This is a genomic window from Achromobacter sp. 2789STDY5608615, from assembly GCF_001298995.1.
In the GTDB taxonomy this organism is placed as follows: Bacteria; Pseudomonadota; Gammaproteobacteria; order Burkholderiales; family Burkholderiaceae_B; genus Achromobacter; species Achromobacter insuavis.
The window spans coordinates 15,912-32,624 of sequence record NZ_CYTY01000042.1; the positions used below are offsets into that span (position 1 = coordinate 15,912).

The window sequence follows — 16,713 nt, forward strand, 5'->3', positions numbered from 1 at the left end:
CTCAGAACCAGGTTAGCTTGACGAGCACCTGCGCGCTGTAGCTACCGGTCTTCAGCTCGGCGCCAGTCCGTTCGAGATGCGCCGTGTACGCCTGGGTCGCTGACAATTTGGTGCCGTACAGTGTCGGGCCTGCATTGCCGACGTAACGGACATCTGATATGCCGTACTGATCCATCGGAACGGGACCGAACTTGACCTGCTGGTTGGCGGCATTGGTGATGCTCAGTTTCAGGCCGTTCTCCTGACCATTGGCATTCTTCAGGAAAATCTCCCGGTCGAAAATATCCGTGCGTTCGCCGCTTTGCGGCAGGAATGACACGACAGTAGGCAAGAAGAACCCGTCCAGGGGATTGCTGGAAGCCGGCGGGCCTGTCAGCGACTCCAACCCCGGGCAGACCGCCGGACTATTGATGCGCGCCGTCAGATTGAACGGCTTGGCCTGCGGCAACTTGCCGTTGTAGCTTGCCGTCGTCAACACCGTGTCGAATGTGACCGTGTTATCGACATTGACCGAGCCGACGCAGGAGGGGACATACTGGAAACGCGAGGGCGTGGTGTTCAAGAAAATGCCAGGCGCCGTCAAGGAGCTTTCATCCGCGACCAACTTGAACGCATGCGTGGCGGGTAGGAACGCACGCAGGGGCTTCAAGACCCTCTGTTCCAAATTCAGAACCATGAGGATGCGCCCGATGCGTTCGCCGGTATCCCCCAGGTAAGGCTCATCGACACTGAAGTAGGGTAAGTACGTCGGATACAAGGGATCCGGGCTCCATTGCCCCTTAAAAAGGCTGTCGTAAACGATTGACAGCCTCAACGAGGCTTCTCTCAGGGAGTTCCTGATCGGCTCATAGTCGCCAAGGACCACGAGCGCCACCCGCTTCGGAGTCGTGGCATTGTTGAAACAGCGATACCTGAACTCATAGCTCTTGCTGATGTAAATAATGGAGCCGCCGGGCAACTGGCGATCAAGATCGAAACTGACCGACGGCGGTATTTGGAACGTCACGGTGTCGCCACCATCGAGCAATCTGCATCCTTGCACACCCGCTTGCGCATGCCCCAGCCTCGGCAACAGCGCAAGGACAGCAACCAGCCCCGCGATCCAGGCGCGTGGCCCCTTCAGTCTTGCAGCCACGATCGATGCTCCCGGATGATCAGAATGTAAAAACTATTTTATCGGTCACCCCTAAAGCCTCGACCCGGCAAACCGTCCGACATTTCGGCGTCAGACCCGCTCTCCTCGCATCCGCGCGCCGCGGCGTCCCGCGCCAGCGCCTGCCTCAATAGCGATACGTCGCCCCCAGCCCCACGCCCACGCCGCGTCCCGGCGCCGGTTCGTAGTAGCGGCCGTTGCTCTCGTTGACGATGACCGATCCGGCATAGCGCCGGTCGAACAGGTTGTCGACCCGCGCATGGGCGCGCCATTCCCACGGCCCCGCCTGTTTCACGTAGCCGGCGGACAACGCCGCCACGACATAGCCCGGCGCGACCGCGTCGTTGGCATCGTTGGCGCACAGGCGGCTCAGGTAGCGGGCCTCGATGCCCGCCTGCCACCCCTGCGGCGGCGCCCAGCCGACCGAGGCGTAGGCCGACTGCCGCGCGATGCCCGGGATGCGGTTGCCGGCGCGGATGTCGCCGCCGCCGTCATCGCGATAGCGCGCATCGAGCCAGGTGTACGCCAGCTGCGCGCGCCAATGGCCGGCGAACCCGGCGGACCAGCCCAGCTCCACGCCGTCGCGGCGCGTGCGGCCGGCGTTGCGGAACGTGGCGCGGCCGCCCGTGCTGCCGGCCGAGACGATTTCGTTTTCGGTCGACACATGGAACACCGCGGCGGTCAGTTGGCCGCCGGCCAGGCCGGTCTTCACGCCGGCTTCGGCATGGGTGCCGAGCGCCGGCGCCAGCGCGAAATTCAGGCCGGGCAGGCCGCCCGGCCGGTACGACAGTTCATTGAGCGTCGGGGTTTCGAAACCCCGGCCGTACGAGGCATACAGGCTGGTCCGCGCATCGGGCTGGTAGCGCACCGCGGCCACCGGCAGCGCGCGGCGGTAGCGCGCGTCGCCGCTGTCATCGCCATTGCCGGGCGCGACATAGTGGTCGCGCGAGCGGAAGTCCACCGTGCTGTAGCGCAGGCCGGCGTCCAGCGTCCAGCGCGGCGCGACCCGCCACGAGGCCTGCAGGTAGGGATCGGCGTTGTAGACCGTGTTGGTTTCGTCTCGCCGCAGCGCGCCCTGCACGCCAAGCTGGCGGCTGGCGCCCTCGCCCGTGAAGTTCTGGTAGCCCTTGCGGTTCTCGCGCATGGTGTCGTAGGCAAAGCCGCCGACCAGGGTCAGCGGCCGCTGCGCCGGCCCCAGCTCCGAGGTCCAGCGCAGATCGGCGCCGCCATAGCGGCGCCGCAGGTCGATCACGCCGCCCGCCTGGGTCGGCGCCGCCTGCGCCGCGGGCGGGATGGCCTGGAACTGGGTGGTGTCGCGCTGGCCGTAGTACAGCATCAGGCGCAAGGTGTTGGCGCCGTCGACGTGGCGTTCGTAGACCAGTCCGCCCTGCGTCTGGCGCACGGTCTTGCGGGTGTCGTACTGCGCGGCCAGGTCGGCGCTGCGCGGCGCGTCCTGGAACTGCGCGTAGGTCAGGCCGAGCGGGTCCCGCGCCGTCAGGTCGACGCTGTTGGCCACGATCGTCAAATGGCTGGCGTCGTCCAGCCGCACCCCCAGCCTGGCGTTGCCCAGGTTCTTGCGCGCCGCGCCGTGGTCGCGGTAGCCGTCGGTGGTCATGCGCGACAGATCGAGCACGTAGTCCAGGTCGCCGGACGTGCCCGAGGCCTTGGCGCCGTAGCGCCAGGTGTGGTCGCTGCCGGCCCAGGCCGAGGCGCCGATTTCGGACGGCACCGCCCCGTCCTCGGTATAGGCCAGGATCACGCCGCCCGAGGAATTGCCGTACAGCGCCGAGAACGGGCCGCGCAGCACCTCGACCCGGCCAAGCGAGCCGATGTCGATGTTGGAGGTCTGGCCCTGCCCGTCGGGCATGGTGGCCGGGATGCCGTCCACATACAGCCGCACCCCGCGCACGCCGAACGTGGAGCGCGCGCCGAAGCCGCGGCTGGACAGCTGCAGATCCTGCGCGTAGTTCTGCCGGTTCTGGATCTGCAGGCCCGGCACGCCCGCCAGGCCCTCGGACAGGTTGATGCCCGGCTGGGCGCGGCGCATCTCCGCGCCCTCGACGATGTCCACCGAGGCCGGGGTTTCCAGGGGCGACGCGCCCAGGCGGGTGCCGCTCACCACGACCGGCGCCAGTTGCGGCGCCTGCGATTCGGCCATGGCGGCCACGGCCGGCGCCATGCCGAGCAGGCTGTGCAGGATCGGGCGGGCCAACACGCCACGGCGGCGTCGTGCGTCGGTCAATCGGATCTCCTTGCGCGCGGGTCGCGGGGAATGGGTTCTAATACTCCCATGGAAAACTCGCAAGACATCGAACGCCGGCTGCTGGACCTGGAAGTCAAGGCCAGTTTCGCCGACGACCTGCTGGAACAGTTGAACCAGATCATCGTGCGCCAGCAACAACAGATCGACCGCCTGCAACGCGAGGTGGCCGACCTGCGCCAGCAGGCGCCCGAGGGCGCGGCGCCGTTCCGCAGCCTGCGCGACGAACTGCCGCCGCATTACTGACCCCGGCCGCGGGCGGCCGCCCGGCCGCTCCAGGGCGTCCCGTCGCTCCCGTCCGCCCCAACGCCCCCACCCGCCACAGCTCGCCCGGCCTGCCCGGATCGCCTGCCGCCTGTTGCCGGCATCGTGCCATTCCCCCCTTCTCCACGCCGCGCTCCAGCAAGGCGTTGCGCCGGCTATCGCTGCCATTGATGGCGACTAATTGCTCGAAATTAATTATTCCTTCCATTTATGGAAAGATCTTTTACCGATATACGGGTTTATCCCTAGTGATATCCGGCGCACTATAGAGCCATCGGGAAACAACAACGAACTACGACGGATAGGCCGCCGATTCGCTCCCCGGCTTCTGAAATCGGAGATTCACCATGAAAAAGACCCTTGCCACCGCTTTGCTGATGTCCCTGGCCGCCCTGAGCGCCGGCGCCTACGCCTCGCAGAACATCGAACCGAACAACGTGCCCTTCCAGGGCGTCTACGGCACCCCGTATGAAGGCCCGACCCGTGCCCAGGTGCAGGCGGAACTCGCCGCCGCCAAGGCCGCTGGCCAGGTCTCGAACGTCGAACCCAACGACATGCCGTTCCAGGGCGTGTACGGCGCCCCCCCCCAATCGGGCGTGACCCGCGCCCAGGTGGAAGCCGAACTGGCCGCCGCCAAGGCCGCCGGCCAGGTCTCGAACGTCGAACCCAACGACATGCCGTTCTCGGGCGCCTACCACCGCGCCAACTGAGTCGGCGCCGATCGATTTACCCCTCCCCTTGTTGTACCTTGGCCGCCCCTGCCGGGCGGCTTTTTTTGCGTGTGCGCAAGCCGCGCCCCCTGGCCGCGGGCGAATCGAGACAAGACACCGACGCTTCGCGTACCATCGGTCCTGACCATCAATGGGCTGCCCGCGCGGCCCTGACAACAACGAGGGAGTCCGCAATGAAAACCATCCGTCTCATCGCTTTCGCACTCGCCGCCGGCGTCGCGTCCGGGCCGGTCCTGGCGGCGCCCGCCGTCATGTTGAACAACGCCCTCATCACGCAGATCTCAAAGGCCGACAAACCGGCCTTCCACGAGGCGGTGGCGCAAGCGCTGAACAGCGCCGCCGACGGCCAGAGCGTGAACTGGTCCAGCACGCCCAAGCGCAAGGCCGCGCCGATCACGGCCAAGATCACGCCGTTGCAGACCAGCACGGCGGGCGATCGCACCTGCCGCCTGCTGGAAGGCGATTTCGCGCGCACCAGCACCACCGAAACCTGGAAGTTCTGGTTCTGCAAGCAGCCCGACGGCACCTGGAAGGCCAGCGCCAACTGAGCCGCCGGCCGGCTTTGCCGGCAATGAAAAACGCCCGCTTCATCATGCGATGAAGCGGGCGTTTTGCCTTGCGGTCGCGCGCGACCGCGCGGCGATCAGGCTTCGACGCGGTTGGCGTCCAGCACCGTCAGGGCCGTCATATTGATGATGCGGCGCACGGTCGAGCTGGAGGTCAGGATGTGCACCGGCGCGTTGGCGCCCAGCAGGATCGGACCGACCGCGACGTTGCCGCCGGCCGCCGTCTTGAGCAGGTTGTAGGCGATGTTGCCGGCATCCACGTTCGGACACACCAGCAGGTTGGCCTCGCCCTTGAGCGTCGAGGACGGCAGGATGCGCAGGCGCAGGGCTTCGTCCAGCGCGCAGTCGCCGTGCATCTCGCCATCGATCTCCAGTTCCGGCGCGGCTTCGCGCACCAGTTCCAGCGCGCGGCGCATCTTGGCGCCGGAAGCCGAGCTGCCCGAGCCGAAGTTCGAGCGCGACAGCAGCGCCACCTTCGGCGCGAGGAACATGCGGCCCACTTCGCGGGCGGCGGCGATGGTGAACTCGGCGATCTGCTCGGCGGTGGGTTCGTCGTTGACGTGCGTGTCCACCAGCACCACCGTGCGCTCGTTGAGCAGCAGGATGTTCATGGCGGCGTAGACGTTGGCGCCGGGGCGGCGGCCGATCACTTCGTCGACGAAGCGCAGGTGGTCGTGGTACGCGCCGACCGTGCCGCAGACCATGCCGTCGGCGTCGCCCAGGTGCACCATCATCGCGCCGATCAAGGTCAGGCGGCGGCGCATTTCGACGCGCGCCATTTCCTTGGTGATGCCGCGGCGGCACATCAGTTCCCAGTACGTGGTCCAGTACTGGTGGAAGCGCTCGTCGTATTCCGGGTTGGTGACCTCGACATCCTCGCCCAGGCGCAGGCGCAGGCCGAACTTCTCGATGCGCGACAGCAGCACGGCGGGACGGCCGACCAGGATCGGGCGGGCCACGCCTTCGTCGACGATGACCTGCACCGCGCGCAGCACGCGTTCGTCTTCGCCCTCGGTGAAGACGATGCGCGACTTGCCGCCGTTGCGCACGATGCGCTTGGCCGCGGAGAACAGCGGCTTCATGAAGGCGCCGGAGTGGTACACGAACTGCTGCAGCTGCTCTTCGTAGGCTTCCAGGTCGGCCAGCGGACGCGTGGCCACGCCGCCTTCCATGGCGGCCTTGGCCACCGCCGGCGCGATGCGCACGATCAGGCGCGGATCGAAGGGCTTGGGAATCAGGTACTCGGGGCCGAACGAGATGTCGTAGGTGCCGTAGGCGGCGGCCACCACTTCGTTCTGCTCTTCCTCGGCCAGCTCGGCGATGGCATACACCGCCGCCTTTTCCATTTCACGCGTGATGGTGGTGGCGCCCACATCCAGCGCGCCGCGGAAGATGTACGGGAAGCACAGCACGTTGTTGACCTGGTTCGGGTAGTCCGAACGGCCGGTCGCCATGACGACGTCGTCGCGCACGCCGTGCGCCACTTCCGGCAGGATTTCCGGGGTGGGGTTGGCCAGCGCCAGGATCAGCGGGCGCGGCCCCATCTTGGCGACCATCTCGGGCTTGAGCACGCCGCCAGCCGACAGGCCCAGGAACACATCCGCGCCCTCGATCACCTCGGCCAGCTTGCGGGCGTCGGTCTTCTGCATGAAGCGCGCCTTGTCCGGGTCCATCAGCACGGTGCGGCCTTCGTAGACCACGCCCTCGATGTCGGTGACCCAGATGTTCTCGAGCGGCAGGCCCAGGTCCACCATCAGATCCAGGCAGGCCAGCGCGGCCGCGCCGGCGCCGGAGGTCACGACCTTGACCTTGTCGATCTGCTTGCCCACGACCTTCAGGCCGTTGATGAACGCGGCGGAAACGGTGATGGCGGTGCCGTGCTGGTCGTCATGGAAGACGGGGATCTTCATGCGCTCGCGCAGCTTGCGCTCGACCGTGAAGCACTCGGGCGCCTTGATGTCTTCGAGGTTGATGCCGCCGAAGGTCGGCTCCAGGCCGGCGATGATCTCGACCAGCTTGTCCGGATCGGTTTCGTTGATCTCGATGTCGAACACGTCCAGGCCGGCGAATTTCTTGAACAGCACCGCCTTGCCTTCCATCACCGGCTTGGAGGCCAGCGCGCCGATGTTGCCCAGGCCCAGCACCGCGGTGCCGTTGGAGATCACGCCGACCAGGTTGCCGCGGCCGGTGTAGCGGAACACATTGGCCGGATCCGTCACGATTTCTTCGCAGGCCGCCGCCACGCCGGGCGAGTACGCCAGGGCCAGGTCACGCTGGTTGGTGAGCGGCTTGGACGCCACGACGGAGATCTTTCCCGGGGTGGGAAACTCGTGGTAGTCCAGAGCGGCCTGGCGGTCTGCTTGCGAATTCATGGGGCGGCGCCTCCTAGTCTTGAATAGGGAAAATTCTAGGGCCGCAGGCATAAGGTGTTCATTCAGATTTAATATTGTCACATCACTTTTATCTTATGCCTTGTCTATGACACCGTTTTCCCCGGATGAGGTGCTCCGGAAACTGACCTCGCGGCTGAAGATGCGGCACCTGATGCTGCTGCTGCAGATCGAGCAGCACGGCTCGCTGACGCGGGTGGCCGAACACATGGCCACCAGCCAGCCCGCCGTGACCAACGCGCTGGCCGAACTGGAAAGCATGTTCGACGTGCCGCTGTTCGAACGCTCGGTGCGCGGCATGACCCCCCACCCCCCTGGGCGCGGTGGTGCTGGCGCGGGCCCGGGCGCTGGTGCACGACCTGGGCCACCTGGTGCAGGAAATGGAGGCCGTGGCCGCCGGCCAGGCCGCCCACCTGCACATCGGGGTGATTCCGTTCGTCTCGGGGCAGATGCTGTCGGCCGCCATCGCCCGCACCATGCCGCAGGGGCGCGGCATCACCGCCACCATCCACGAGGGCCAGGGCCCCGCGCTGCTGCGCCAGCTGCGCGACCACACGCTGGACGTAGTGGCGGGCTGGGCCACGCCGTCGGTGGACCTGGGCCAGATCGACTTCGAGGTGCTGTACCACCAGCCGCCGCGCCTGATCGCCAGCCGCCGCCTGGCGGCGCGCCTGGGCCGCGCCCGGCTGGAATGGAACATGCTGGCCGATCTGGACTGGATCCTGGGCACGCCGGACAGCCCGATCCGCGAACAGGTGGCCAACATCTTCCTGCGCGCCGGCCTGGCGCCGCCCACGCCCTCGGTGCAGAGCGATTCGTCCAAGCTGATCGGCGAAATGATCGTCGCCAGCGACCGCGCCGTGTCCATCCTGCCGGCCGACATCGCCGACGAGCTGGCGCGCATCGCCGGCGCGGCGATCGTGCCGTATTCTTTCGACTGGACCTTGCCGCCGATCTCGCTGTTCACCCGCGCCGACGGCCTGCGCCGCAACGTCGACGCCCTGTTCGCGGCGGCGCTGCGCGAGGTCTTCAGCCGCGGCGGGCGGCCCTGATCCCGCCGCCAACCCGGAGCCCTGCCATGCCCGCCAGCCAGTTCGTCATGTCGCGCAGCGCCCTTGCCGGCGTGCAGGCCGTGGCCGCGCGCAGCGGGCGGGCCTTCGCGCGGCATACGCACGACCAGTACGGCATCGGCGTGATCCGCCACGGGGCGCAGGTGTCGCACAGCGGCCGCGGCCAGGTCGAGGCCGGCCCGGGCCACGTCATCACGGTCAATCCCGGCGAGGTGCATGACGGCGCGCCGATCGGCGGCGAACGCGCCTGGCAGATGCTGTACCTGGATCCCGCGGTGGTGGCGGGCGCGGCCGACGCGCTGCCGGCCGCCCGCGGTTTTGAATTCGAACATCCGGTGATGGACGCCCCGGCGCTGGCGGCGGACCTGCTGGCGCTGTATGCGCTGGCCGTGATGGGCGGCGACGCGCTGGCGCGCGACGTGCTGCTGGCGCGGGTGCTGGCGCGCGCCGGCGGCCTGGCGCGAAACGCGCCGGCCGATGACGGCGCGCCCGCCGCCATCCGTCATGCCCTCGGCCTGATCGACGACGCCCCGGCCGCCGCGCTGTCGCTGGCCGACCTGGCCCAGGCCTGCGGCCTGAGCCACTTCCAGGTGCTGCGCGGTTTCAGCCGCGCCACCGGCATGACGCCCCACGCCTACCAGGTGCAGCGCCGGCTGCTGCTGGCGCGCCGCTTGCTGCGCCAGGGCATGGCGCTGGCCGACGCGGCCGCCAGCGCCGGCTTTGCCGACCAGAGCCACATGACCCGGCTGTTCACGCGCGCCTACGGCGTCTCGCCCGGGCGCTACGCGCTGGCCGCCGCCGGCTGAGTCGGCGCCGCGCAATTTCGTTCAAGACCGCGGCCCCTGTCCGCGCCTACGCTGCGGCCTTCTCCGTCATGGCCGCATCCTCATGAACCGTACCCTGCAAGGCTATTGCTGCCTGGCCGCCGCGATGGCGCTGGTCGGCAGCACCGTCGTCGCCAGCAAGATCATCGCCGCCGGCCTGCCGCCGTTCAGCGCCACCGCGCTGCGCTTCGCCCTGGCGCTGCCCTGCTTCGCCGTGCTGTGGAAGCTGACTGGCGCGCGCCTGCCGCGCCTGGCCTGGCGCGACTGGCTGCTGCTGGCGGCGCAGGCCATCGCCGGCAGCGTCGGCTACACCACGCTGCTGATCGTCGGCCTGCAGCGCACGTCGGCGGTGGACGGCGGCGTGATCCTGGGCACGCTGCCGCTGGTGTCGGCCGGCATCGCCATCGCCCTGCTGGGCGAGCGGCCCGGCAAGGCCACGCTGCTGGCCATCGCGGTGGCGGCGGGGGGCGTCTGGCTGATGACGCGAAGCGGCGTGGCGCAGGATGGCGGCACGCTGCCGGGCAACGCGCTGGTGCTGGGCGCGGTGCTGTGCGAGGGCTTGTTCATCCTGCTGCACAAGCGGCTGCGGGCGCCGGTGCCGCCGCTGGCGCTGTCGACGCTGATGGTCGCCATCGGCCTGGCGGTGTGCCTGCCGGCGGCTCTCGCCGAAGCGCCCTGGACGCGGCCGGTGCCGGTGGACGCGCTGCTGGCCGTGGCCTATTACGCGCTGGCGCCGACCGTGGGCGGCTTCGTGCTGTGGTACGCCGGCGCCGAACGCGTCAGCGGCTCGGACGCCGCGCTGTTCACCGCGATCGCGCCGGTCTCGGCCGTGTTGCTGGCCGCGCTGCTGCTGGGCGAGGCGCTGTCGGTCAGCCAGTTGACCGGCATGGCCTGCGTGCTGGGCGCGGTGCTGGTGCTGGCCCGCGCGCGCTAGCCGCGGCTGAACGCCAGCGCGAACTCGTCGGAGAAGATGTCCGCCAGCGAGGTCCGCAACGCCGCGGCCCGCTCGGCGCCGTAGGCGGCCTCGAAGCGGCGCTGCGCGTCCTTCCACAGGCGTTTGGATTCGGCCAGCTTGTCGCGGCCGGCGTCGGTCAGCGCCACGCGGCGGCTGCGGCCGTCGCGCTCGTCGCAGGCCATGTGGACGTAGCCATCGCGCTCGAGCGGCTTGAGGTTGTGCGCCAGCGCGGAACGGTCCAGCACCATGGCGCGCGCCAGGTCGGTCATGGACGGCGAGCCGGCGCGGGCGATGTGCACCAGGATCGAGTGCTGCGACACTTTCAGGCCGCAGGGCGCGAGCACCGTGTCGTACAGCTGCGAGACGCGCCGGGTCGCCTTGCGCAGCGCGGCGCCGTTGCAGACCAGCGGGTCCTGGGGAGTGGCGGAGGAATCGGCGTCGGACATGATGGCTTCGGACGGCAAGGGAAAAAGGTACGCCGGGGCGGCGCGCGCCGGCGCGGCCAGGAAAGGGGCCGCTGGCGAGCCCATAACGCTACTGCCGCGCCGGGTTCGAGTCTAGCGCAATCTTGACAGATATTGGCATATGCACGTAAATTTTGCGGACTCCCCCTCCGGCCGTCCGCCATGTCCGCCTCTTCCGCGCCCCGCCCCGCCAATGCCCGCCTGCAGGCCATGCTGCACGCGCCGATCGCCCCCACGCTGGCCAGGCTGGCGTGGCCCAACATCCTGATGATGCTGGCGCAGTCCGCCACCGGCCTGATCGAGACCTGGTTCCTGGCGCGGCTGGGCACGCCGGTGCTGGCGGGCGTGGCGCTGGTGGTGCCGGTGCTGATGTTGATGCAGAACATGTCGCAGGGCGCCATGGGCGGCGGCATCTCCGCCGCAGTGGCGCGTACGCTGGGCGCCGGACGGCAGCAGGAGGCCGACCAGCTGGTGCTGCACGCGGTGGTGCTGAACGCCGCGCTGGGCCTGCTGTTCTGCGTGCTGCTGCTGGCCTTCGGGCCGCTGCTGTACCGCGCCCTGGGCGCCGAAGGCGCCGCGCTGGAGGCGGCACTGGCCTATTCCAACGTCATCTTCGGCGGCATCGTGCTGATGTGGCTGATGAACGCGTTCGCCAGCGTCATCCGCGGCACCGGCAACATGCTGGTGCCGGGCGCGGTGATCTGCGGCGGCGCGCTGCTGCTGGTGCCGCTGTCGCCGTGCCTGATCTTCGGCTGGGGCCCGTTCCCGGCGCTGGGCGTGGCCGGCGGCGGCTGGGCGCTGGTCACTTACTACGCCGTCGGCACGCTGGTGCTGGGCGGCTATTGCCTGAGCGGCCGCAACGCCGCGCGCCTGACCCGCTGCCGCCTGCACCTGGGCCTGATGCGCAACATCCTCAGCGTCGGCGCGCTGGCCACGCTCAATCCGCTGCTGACCAACGGCCTGGTGGCGCTGACGGCGGCGCTGGTGGGCGCCTATGCCGGCACCGCCGCGGTGGCCGGCTACGGCATCGCGGTGCGGCTGGAATACCTGATGATGCCGCTGGCGTTCGGCCTGGGCGCGCCGATGGTCGCGATGGTCGGCTCCAACATCGGCGCCGGCCAGCCGGAACGCGCCCTGCGCGTGGCGCTCACGGGCGGCGCGATGGCGTTCGCGCTGGCCGAGGCGCTCGGCCTGGCGGCGGCGCTGTTTCCCGAAGTGTGGCTGCGCCTGTTCGGCGCCGAGGACCACATGCTGGAAGCCGGCAGCGCCTATCTGCGCATCGTCGGGCCGGTGTACGGCTTCTTCGCGCTTGGGTTCTCGATGTACTTCGCCTCGCAGGGCGCGGGCCGCCTGAAATGGCCGCTGTGGGCCGGCTTCCTGCGCCTGGCGGTGGGCGCGGGCATCGGCGGCGTGGCGCTGCACCTGACCGGATCGCTGACGCTGTTCTTCCTGATCGCCGCGGCCGCCATGTGCCTGTATGGCCTGGTCATCCTGACCGCCGTGGCGTCGGGCTCATGGTTCGAGCGGGGGCACCTGCGCAAGCCCGGGCTGGCGCAACGCTGAGGACGCGCGGGGCTGGCTCACGGCAACACGCGCCACGCGCTGGCCGCTAGGTCTTGGGCGCGTCGCGCAGCGCGTAGGCCACCAGCTGCTGCGCATAGACCGGCAGCTCGCCGCGCACGCACAGCACCAGGTCGCGCACGGCCCAGTCGTCGACCAGCGCGACCCGCCGCACGCCGGCCGCGCGGCCGTAGCGCACCGCCGCCACCTTCGGCATGATGGCGATACCCACGCCCTGCCCCACCATGCGGCAGACGGCGTCGAAGCTGCGCAGCCGCACGCGGTACGACAGCGCCTTGCCGCCGCGGCGCGCATGGTGCGCGATGTGCTCCTGCAATGCGCTGCCTTCCACCAGCCCCACGAATTCCTCGTCCGCCACGTCGGCCAGCAGCGCCGTCTCGCGCCCCGCCAGCCGATGGCCTGGCGGCAGCACCAGCGCCAGCGGGTCATGGCGAAAGCGCAGCACCCGCAGGCCGTGCAGATCCGTGGAATCGGCCAGCACGCCGATGTCGCAGGTGCCGGCGCGCAGGGCGTCGGCGATTTCGTAGCTGAGGCGTTCTTCCAGGTCGACCGAGACGCGCGGGTGGTCCTTGAGGAAGGCGCCCAGCACCTGCGGCAGGTACTCGCTGAGCGCGGTGGTGTTGCACAGCACCCGCACGTGGCCCTTGAGCCCCTGGCCGTAGTGGTCCAGCTCGCCGCGCATGCGGTCCATCTGCGCCAGCACCAGGCGCGCGTGATGCGCCAGCGTGCGGCCGGCGGGCGTGGCCTGCACGCCGCGATGCTCGCGCAGCAGCAGCGGCACGCCCAGCGTCTCTTCCATGCCGCGGATGCGTTCGCTGGCGGACGCCAGCGTCATGTGCGAGCGACGGGCGCCCGCCGTGATGGAGCCGGTTTCCTGCACATTGAGGAAGAGCCGCAGATCGGTCAGGTCGAAGCGCATGCGAAAAGCGTAGCACGCCAGGCTCAGGCTGTTCCATAGGCAGACTCAGCGAGATCCCGATATGGGTTCATCGCCCGCCGCGCGCAGAATCGGGCTGTCGATCATCCATCACGGGGAATTTCCATGAACCACTCCCTCACGCGGCGCATGGCCGTGGCCTGGCCGGCCGCGCTGCTGATCGCGCTGGCGCTGCACTCCTCAGGCCGCGCCGAAGCCAGCAACGGCCTGTCGGCCTACGCCACCCCGGTGCAGAAATACGCCCTGGCGCTGGAGGCCCAGACCCAGGGCGACTATCCCGCCATGCTGACGTGGCTGCGGGCCGCGGCGCGCGAAGGCCATGCGCCGGCCCAGCGCATGCTCGGCATCGCCCTGATCGGCGGCCCCGCGCTGTATGGCGCCAGCCAGCCCGCCGACCTGTGCGAAGGCCGCCAGTGGCTGCTGCGCGCCGCCAGCCAGGGCGGCGCCGACGACGTCGCCTATGCCCTGTTCGGCCGGCCGCGCGACCCGCTCACCGCGCATTGCGAGGCCGCATGAACCTGCACGAATTGTCCGGCATCGCCACGCCGGCGCTGCTGATGGCGACCGCCGCCGTGTTCGTCCTGGCCGGCGTGGTCAAGGGCGTGGTGGGGCTGGGCCTGCCGACCATCTCCATGGCCATGCTGGCGCTGGTGATGGCGCCGGCCCAGGCCGCCGCGCTGCTGATCGTGCCGTCGCTCATCACCAATCTCTGGCAGGCGCGGCCGTGGCCGACGCTGATGCGGGTGCTGCGCCGCATCGGCGCGATGCAGCTCGGCGTGTGCGCGGGCACGATCGGCGGCGCGCTTTGGCTGGGCGCGCCGGCCGGCCACTGGGCCAGCGTCTGCCTGGGCGTCGCCCTGGTGGCCTACGCGGCCTGGGGCTTGTTCGGCAAGCCGCCCGCGGTCCCGGCGCGCCACGAGGGCGCGCTGGGCGCGGCGGTCGGCGTGGTCACCGGCCTCATCACCGCCGCCACCGGCGTCTTCGTGATTCCCGCCGTGCCATATCTGCAGGCGCTGAACCTGGGCAAGGATGGGCTGATCCAGGCCATGGGGATTTCGTTCACGGTCTCGACCGTCGCGCTGGCGGCGGGCCTGTGGCTGACCGGCAGCTACAGCCCGGACGCGGCCGGCGCCTCGGTGCTGATGCTGCTGCCGGCGCTGGCCGGCATGGCGCTGGGACAATGGCTGCGCGACAGGCTGTCGCCGCGCGCCTTCAAGCAATGCTTCATGGTGAGCCTGGCCCTGCTGGGCGCCTACCAGGTGGCGCAGGGCCTGGCCGGGTAGGCGCCGCCCGGCGCTCAGGCCGCCATGCGCCGTTCGTCGACGAAGCCGATCGACACGGACATCTCGCGCCAGCGCGCCAGCTCCTGCTGCACCGACTGGATCTTGCCGCGCGCCTGGTCGAAGGCGTCGCGGCCCAGGAACAGATGCAGCGGCGCGTACTGCCCGTCGGCCGCCTGGATCAGCGCGCGCGCCGCCTTGGCCGGATCGCCGGCGGCCGGATATCCCGCCGCCGCGGCCTGTCCCGCTTCGGGATGGTCGCCGCGCTCGTCGGCCCCCCGCCCGCATCGCGCCCGGGTAGACCAGCGACACCCGCACGCCGTGCGGCGCGGCTTCCAGCGCCAGCGCCTCGGTCAGGCCGCTGACCGCGAACTTGGCGGCGCTGTAGGCGCCCCAGCCGGCGCGGCCGCCATCGAAACCGAGGATCGACGAGATATTGAATACGTGCCCCGCGCGCTGGGCGCGCAGGCGCGGCATCACCGCGCGCACCACGTTCAGCACGCCGAACACGTTGACATCGAAGCTGCCGCGCAAGGCGTCGTCGGACAGCGTTTCCAGCGGCCCGGACAGGCCGTGGCCGGCGTGGTTGACCACCACGTCGATGCGGCCGAACGCGGCAATGGCGGTGTCGACCGCGCGGCGCACGTTGCCTTCATCGGCCAGATCCACTTCCAGCGGCAGGAAGCGGCCTTCGAGCTTGGCGCCCACGGCCTCCATCAACACATCCACATCGTCGGCCGTGGCCGCGACGTGGCACCCCTGATCGAGCAGCATCCTGACCAGCGCCAGACCCAGGCCGCCCGCGGCGCCTGTGACAAACCAGATTTTTTCGGTGCTCATGCGATCTCCCTCTGCTTGCAGCCGCCGGCAACACGCCGGCGACCCGCCGTCGTCCATGGATTCACGCGGAAACCATCGACCCCGGGCGTGAGAGGGATATTAAGAATCGCGTGGTGCAGCGTACAGGCTCGTTCTTGCGTGAAACCTGCCTATTTCTACAGCCTTGCGCCTCAGCCCAGCGCGCTGCGGTAGTGCTCGCTGTCGAAGCGCGGCGAGGTGTCGGCGGCCGGCGCCTCGGCCGGGGCGGCGGCCACGGGCGCGGCGGCGGCGTCGACGCCGAAGAGGGAGAGTTCAGCGGTGACCAATGCAAGCAGGAAATTTGCCATGATGATTCCTTGGATTCAGATGCCTGGACCGGCGGCGGCTGCGCCGGTCTTATAGAAGACATGGGCACCATCGTGCGGGACGCGGCGCCACGCGTCCATTTGGTTTCCTCAATCAGGGCGATTGAAACAACGCAAGCCCGCGGCTCAGCGCGCGAACCGGCGCCGCTGCCCGGTCTCGCGCACGGCCGCGACCAAGGCCCGCACCGCTGGCTCGGCCGAGCGCGCAAAGGCGTAGAAGCGCGCGTTGGGCAGCGCCGGCATGCCGTCCTCGCGCGACAGCGCGCGCAGGCCCTGGCGCAACTGGCTGCGCGCCACCGGCGCCACCGCGAAGCCGGCCTGCGCCGCCGCCAGGCAGCCCGCCATGCTGGCGCTTTCGAACGCCGGCAGCCAGGCGCGCCGCGCCTTGCCCAGCGCCGCGATCGCGGCCTCGCGATAGACGCAGGGATCGGGAAACACCGCCAGCGGCACGCGCTCGCCCGGCTTCCACGGCTTGTCCTCGCCCCAGGCCCACACCAGTTCCTCTTCCCACAGCAGTTCGCCGTCATCGTGCACGCGCGCGCAGCGCTTGCCGAACACCACGTCGAGCTTGCCGCGTTCCTGCTGGCGCAGCAGGTCGGCCGTGACGCCCACCTTCAATTCGATCGACGCGCCGGGATGGGCGCGATGGAACGCCCGCAGCACCTCGGCCAGCCAGGCGCCGGCGAAGTCTTCCGAGGAGCCGATGCGCAACCGTCCCTTCAGGCCGGCGCCGCGCAGGCGGGCGCGGGCCTCGCGTTCCAGGTCGACGATATTGCGCGCGTAGGCGTAGAGCGTCTCGCCCGCCGCGGTCAGCTCGAAGCTGCGGGTGGTGCGCTCCAGCAGCACGGCGCCGGCCGCCGACTCCAGGCGCTTGATGTGGCCGCTGACCGCCGACGGCGTCAGCGCCAGCGCATCGGCCGCCAGCGCGAAGCCGCCATGGTCCACGACCTCCAGGAAGGTGCGCAGCAGGGTCAGGTCCAGCACCGCGCCGGCCGGCGCCGCGGGGGTGTCCATGGGCGATTCCTCAATACGTGATTCATTGATAATAACTTCA

15 protein-coding genes and 2 pseudogenes are annotated in these 16,713 nt (G+C 69.7%); 9 read left to right on the forward strand and 8 right to left on the reverse strand.

Translation table 11 applies throughout. From position 1 onward, the window contains the following. Position 1: 1 nt before the first annotated feature. Both AOZ49_RS26230 and AOZ49_RS26235 read right to left on the reverse strand, forming a co-directional pair. Positions 2-1,135: a hypothetical protein gene (locus tag AOZ49_RS26230; RefSeq protein ID WP_156355754.1), complete on the reverse strand. Its 1,134-nt coding sequence runs from the start codon at positions 1,133-1,135 to the stop codon at positions 2-4. Positions 1,136-1,280: 145 nt separating this feature from the next. Then, positions 1,281-3,332, reverse strand: a complete 2,052-nt coding sequence (locus AOZ49_RS26235; RefSeq protein WP_054478662.1) for a TonB-dependent receptor — start codon at positions 3,330-3,332, stop codon at positions 1,281-1,283. Positions 3,333-3,443: 111 nt separating this feature from the next. Between AOZ49_RS26235 and AOZ49_RS26240 the strand changes: the two genes are divergently transcribed. The 3 genes from AOZ49_RS26240 (at position 3,444) to AOZ49_RS26250 (ending at position 4,956) form a co-directional block, all read left to right on the forward strand. Then, complete coding sequence (locus tag AOZ49_RS26240) at positions 3,444-3,659, forward strand: SlyX family protein (RefSeq protein ID WP_006391018.1); 216 nt, start codon at positions 3,444-3,446, stop codon at positions 3,657-3,659. Positions 3,660-4,024: 365 nt separating this feature from the next. Continuing rightward, a complete protein-coding gene (locus tag AOZ49_RS26245; RefSeq protein ID WP_054478621.1) occupies positions 4,025-4,387 on the forward strand; it encodes a DUF4148 domain-containing protein in 363 nt (120 codons plus the stop codon). A 194-nt stretch (positions 4,388-4,581) separates the two neighbouring features. Continuing rightward, on the forward strand, positions 4,582-4,956 hold the full coding sequence (locus AOZ49_RS26250) for a hypothetical protein (protein ID WP_054428652.1): 375 nt from the start codon (positions 4,582-4,584) through the stop codon (positions 4,954-4,956). Between the two features lie 95 nt (positions 4,957-5,051). On the opposite strand, the gene AOZ49_RS26255 is transcribed toward AOZ49_RS26250, so the two are convergent. After that, entirely contained in the window at positions 5,052-7,346 is a 2,295-nt protein-coding gene (locus AOZ49_RS26255) for an NADP-dependent malic enzyme (RefSeq protein ID WP_054460425.1), read from the reverse strand. Between the two features lie 106 nt (positions 7,347-7,452). On the opposite strand from AOZ49_RS26255, the pseudogene AOZ49_RS26260 reads away from it, so the two are divergent. The 3 genes and pseudogenes from AOZ49_RS26260 to AOZ49_RS26270 all read left to right on the forward strand — a co-directional run bounded on the left by AOZ49_RS26260 (position 7,453) and on the right by AOZ49_RS26270 (position 10,192). After that, positions 7,453-8,416: pseudogene (locus AOZ49_RS26260) on the forward strand (LysR substrate-binding domain-containing protein). A gap of 26 nt (positions 8,417-8,442) precedes the next feature. Continuing rightward, positions 8,443-9,240: an AraC family ligand binding domain-containing protein gene (locus AOZ49_RS26265; protein ID WP_054478623.1), complete on the forward strand. Its 798-nt coding sequence runs from the start codon at positions 8,443-8,445 to the stop codon at positions 9,238-9,240. Positions 9,241-9,322: 82 nt separating this feature from the next. Beyond that, positions 9,323-10,192, forward strand: coding sequence for a DMT family transporter (locus AOZ49_RS26270; RefSeq protein ID WP_054478625.1), 870 nt, complete (start codon positions 9,323-9,325; stop codon positions 10,190-10,192). Here the strand turns inward: AOZ49_RS26270 and AOZ49_RS26275 are convergent. Beyond that, a complete protein-coding gene (locus AOZ49_RS26275) occupies positions 10,189-10,659 on the reverse strand; it encodes a MarR family winged helix-turn-helix transcriptional regulator (RefSeq protein ID WP_054478665.1) in 471 nt (156 codons plus the stop codon). The two genes, AOZ49_RS26270 and AOZ49_RS26275, sit on opposite strands and share 4 nt — an antisense overlap. Positions 10,660-10,839: 180 nt before the next feature. Between AOZ49_RS26275 and AOZ49_RS26280 the strand changes: the two genes are divergently transcribed. Next, complete coding sequence (locus AOZ49_RS26280; RefSeq protein ID WP_054478627.1) at positions 10,840-12,240, forward strand: MATE family efflux transporter; 1,401 nt, start codon at positions 10,840-10,842, stop codon at positions 12,238-12,240. A gap of 46 nt (positions 12,241-12,286) precedes the next feature. On the opposite strand, the gene AOZ49_RS26285 is transcribed toward AOZ49_RS26280, so the two are convergent. Next, the gene (locus AOZ49_RS26285) at positions 12,287-13,177 is read right to left on the reverse strand and encodes a LysR substrate-binding domain-containing protein (protein ID WP_054478629.1); all 891 of its coding nucleotides are present in this window, start codon (positions 13,175-13,177) and stop codon (positions 12,287-12,289) included. A 123-nt stretch (positions 13,178-13,300) separates the two neighbouring features. On the opposite strand from AOZ49_RS26285, the gene AOZ49_RS26290 reads away from it, so the two are divergent. Further along, positions 13,301-13,711, forward strand: coding sequence for an SEL1-like repeat protein (locus AOZ49_RS26290; protein WP_054428658.1), 411 nt, complete (start codon positions 13,301-13,303; stop codon positions 13,709-13,711). Further along, positions 13,708-14,478: a sulfite exporter TauE/SafE family protein gene (locus tag AOZ49_RS26295; RefSeq protein ID WP_054428659.1), complete on the forward strand. Its 771-nt coding sequence runs from the start codon at positions 13,708-13,710 to the stop codon at positions 14,476-14,478. The genes AOZ49_RS26290 and AOZ49_RS26295 overlap by 4 nt, the downstream gene beginning before the upstream one ends. A 318-nt stretch (positions 14,479-14,796) precedes the next feature. Here AOZ49_RS26295 and AOZ49_RS34035 read toward each other — a convergent pair. The 3 genes and pseudogenes from AOZ49_RS34035 to AOZ49_RS26305 all read right to left on the reverse strand — a co-directional run. Further along, positions 14,797-15,372: pseudogene (locus tag AOZ49_RS34035) on the reverse strand (SDR family NAD(P)-dependent oxidoreductase); the annotation flags it as partial. 113 nt (positions 15,373-15,485) lie between these two features. Further along, positions 15,486-15,641, reverse strand: coding sequence for a hypothetical protein (locus tag AOZ49_RS33105; protein ID WP_197286538.1), 156 nt, complete (start codon positions 15,639-15,641; stop codon positions 15,486-15,488). Positions 15,642-15,785: 144 nt separating this feature from the next. Then, positions 15,786-16,673, reverse strand: a complete 888-nt coding sequence (locus AOZ49_RS26305; RefSeq protein ID WP_054478633.1) for a LysR family transcriptional regulator — start codon at positions 16,671-16,673, stop codon at positions 15,786-15,788. Between the last annotated feature and the right edge of the window lie 40 nt (positions 16,674-16,713).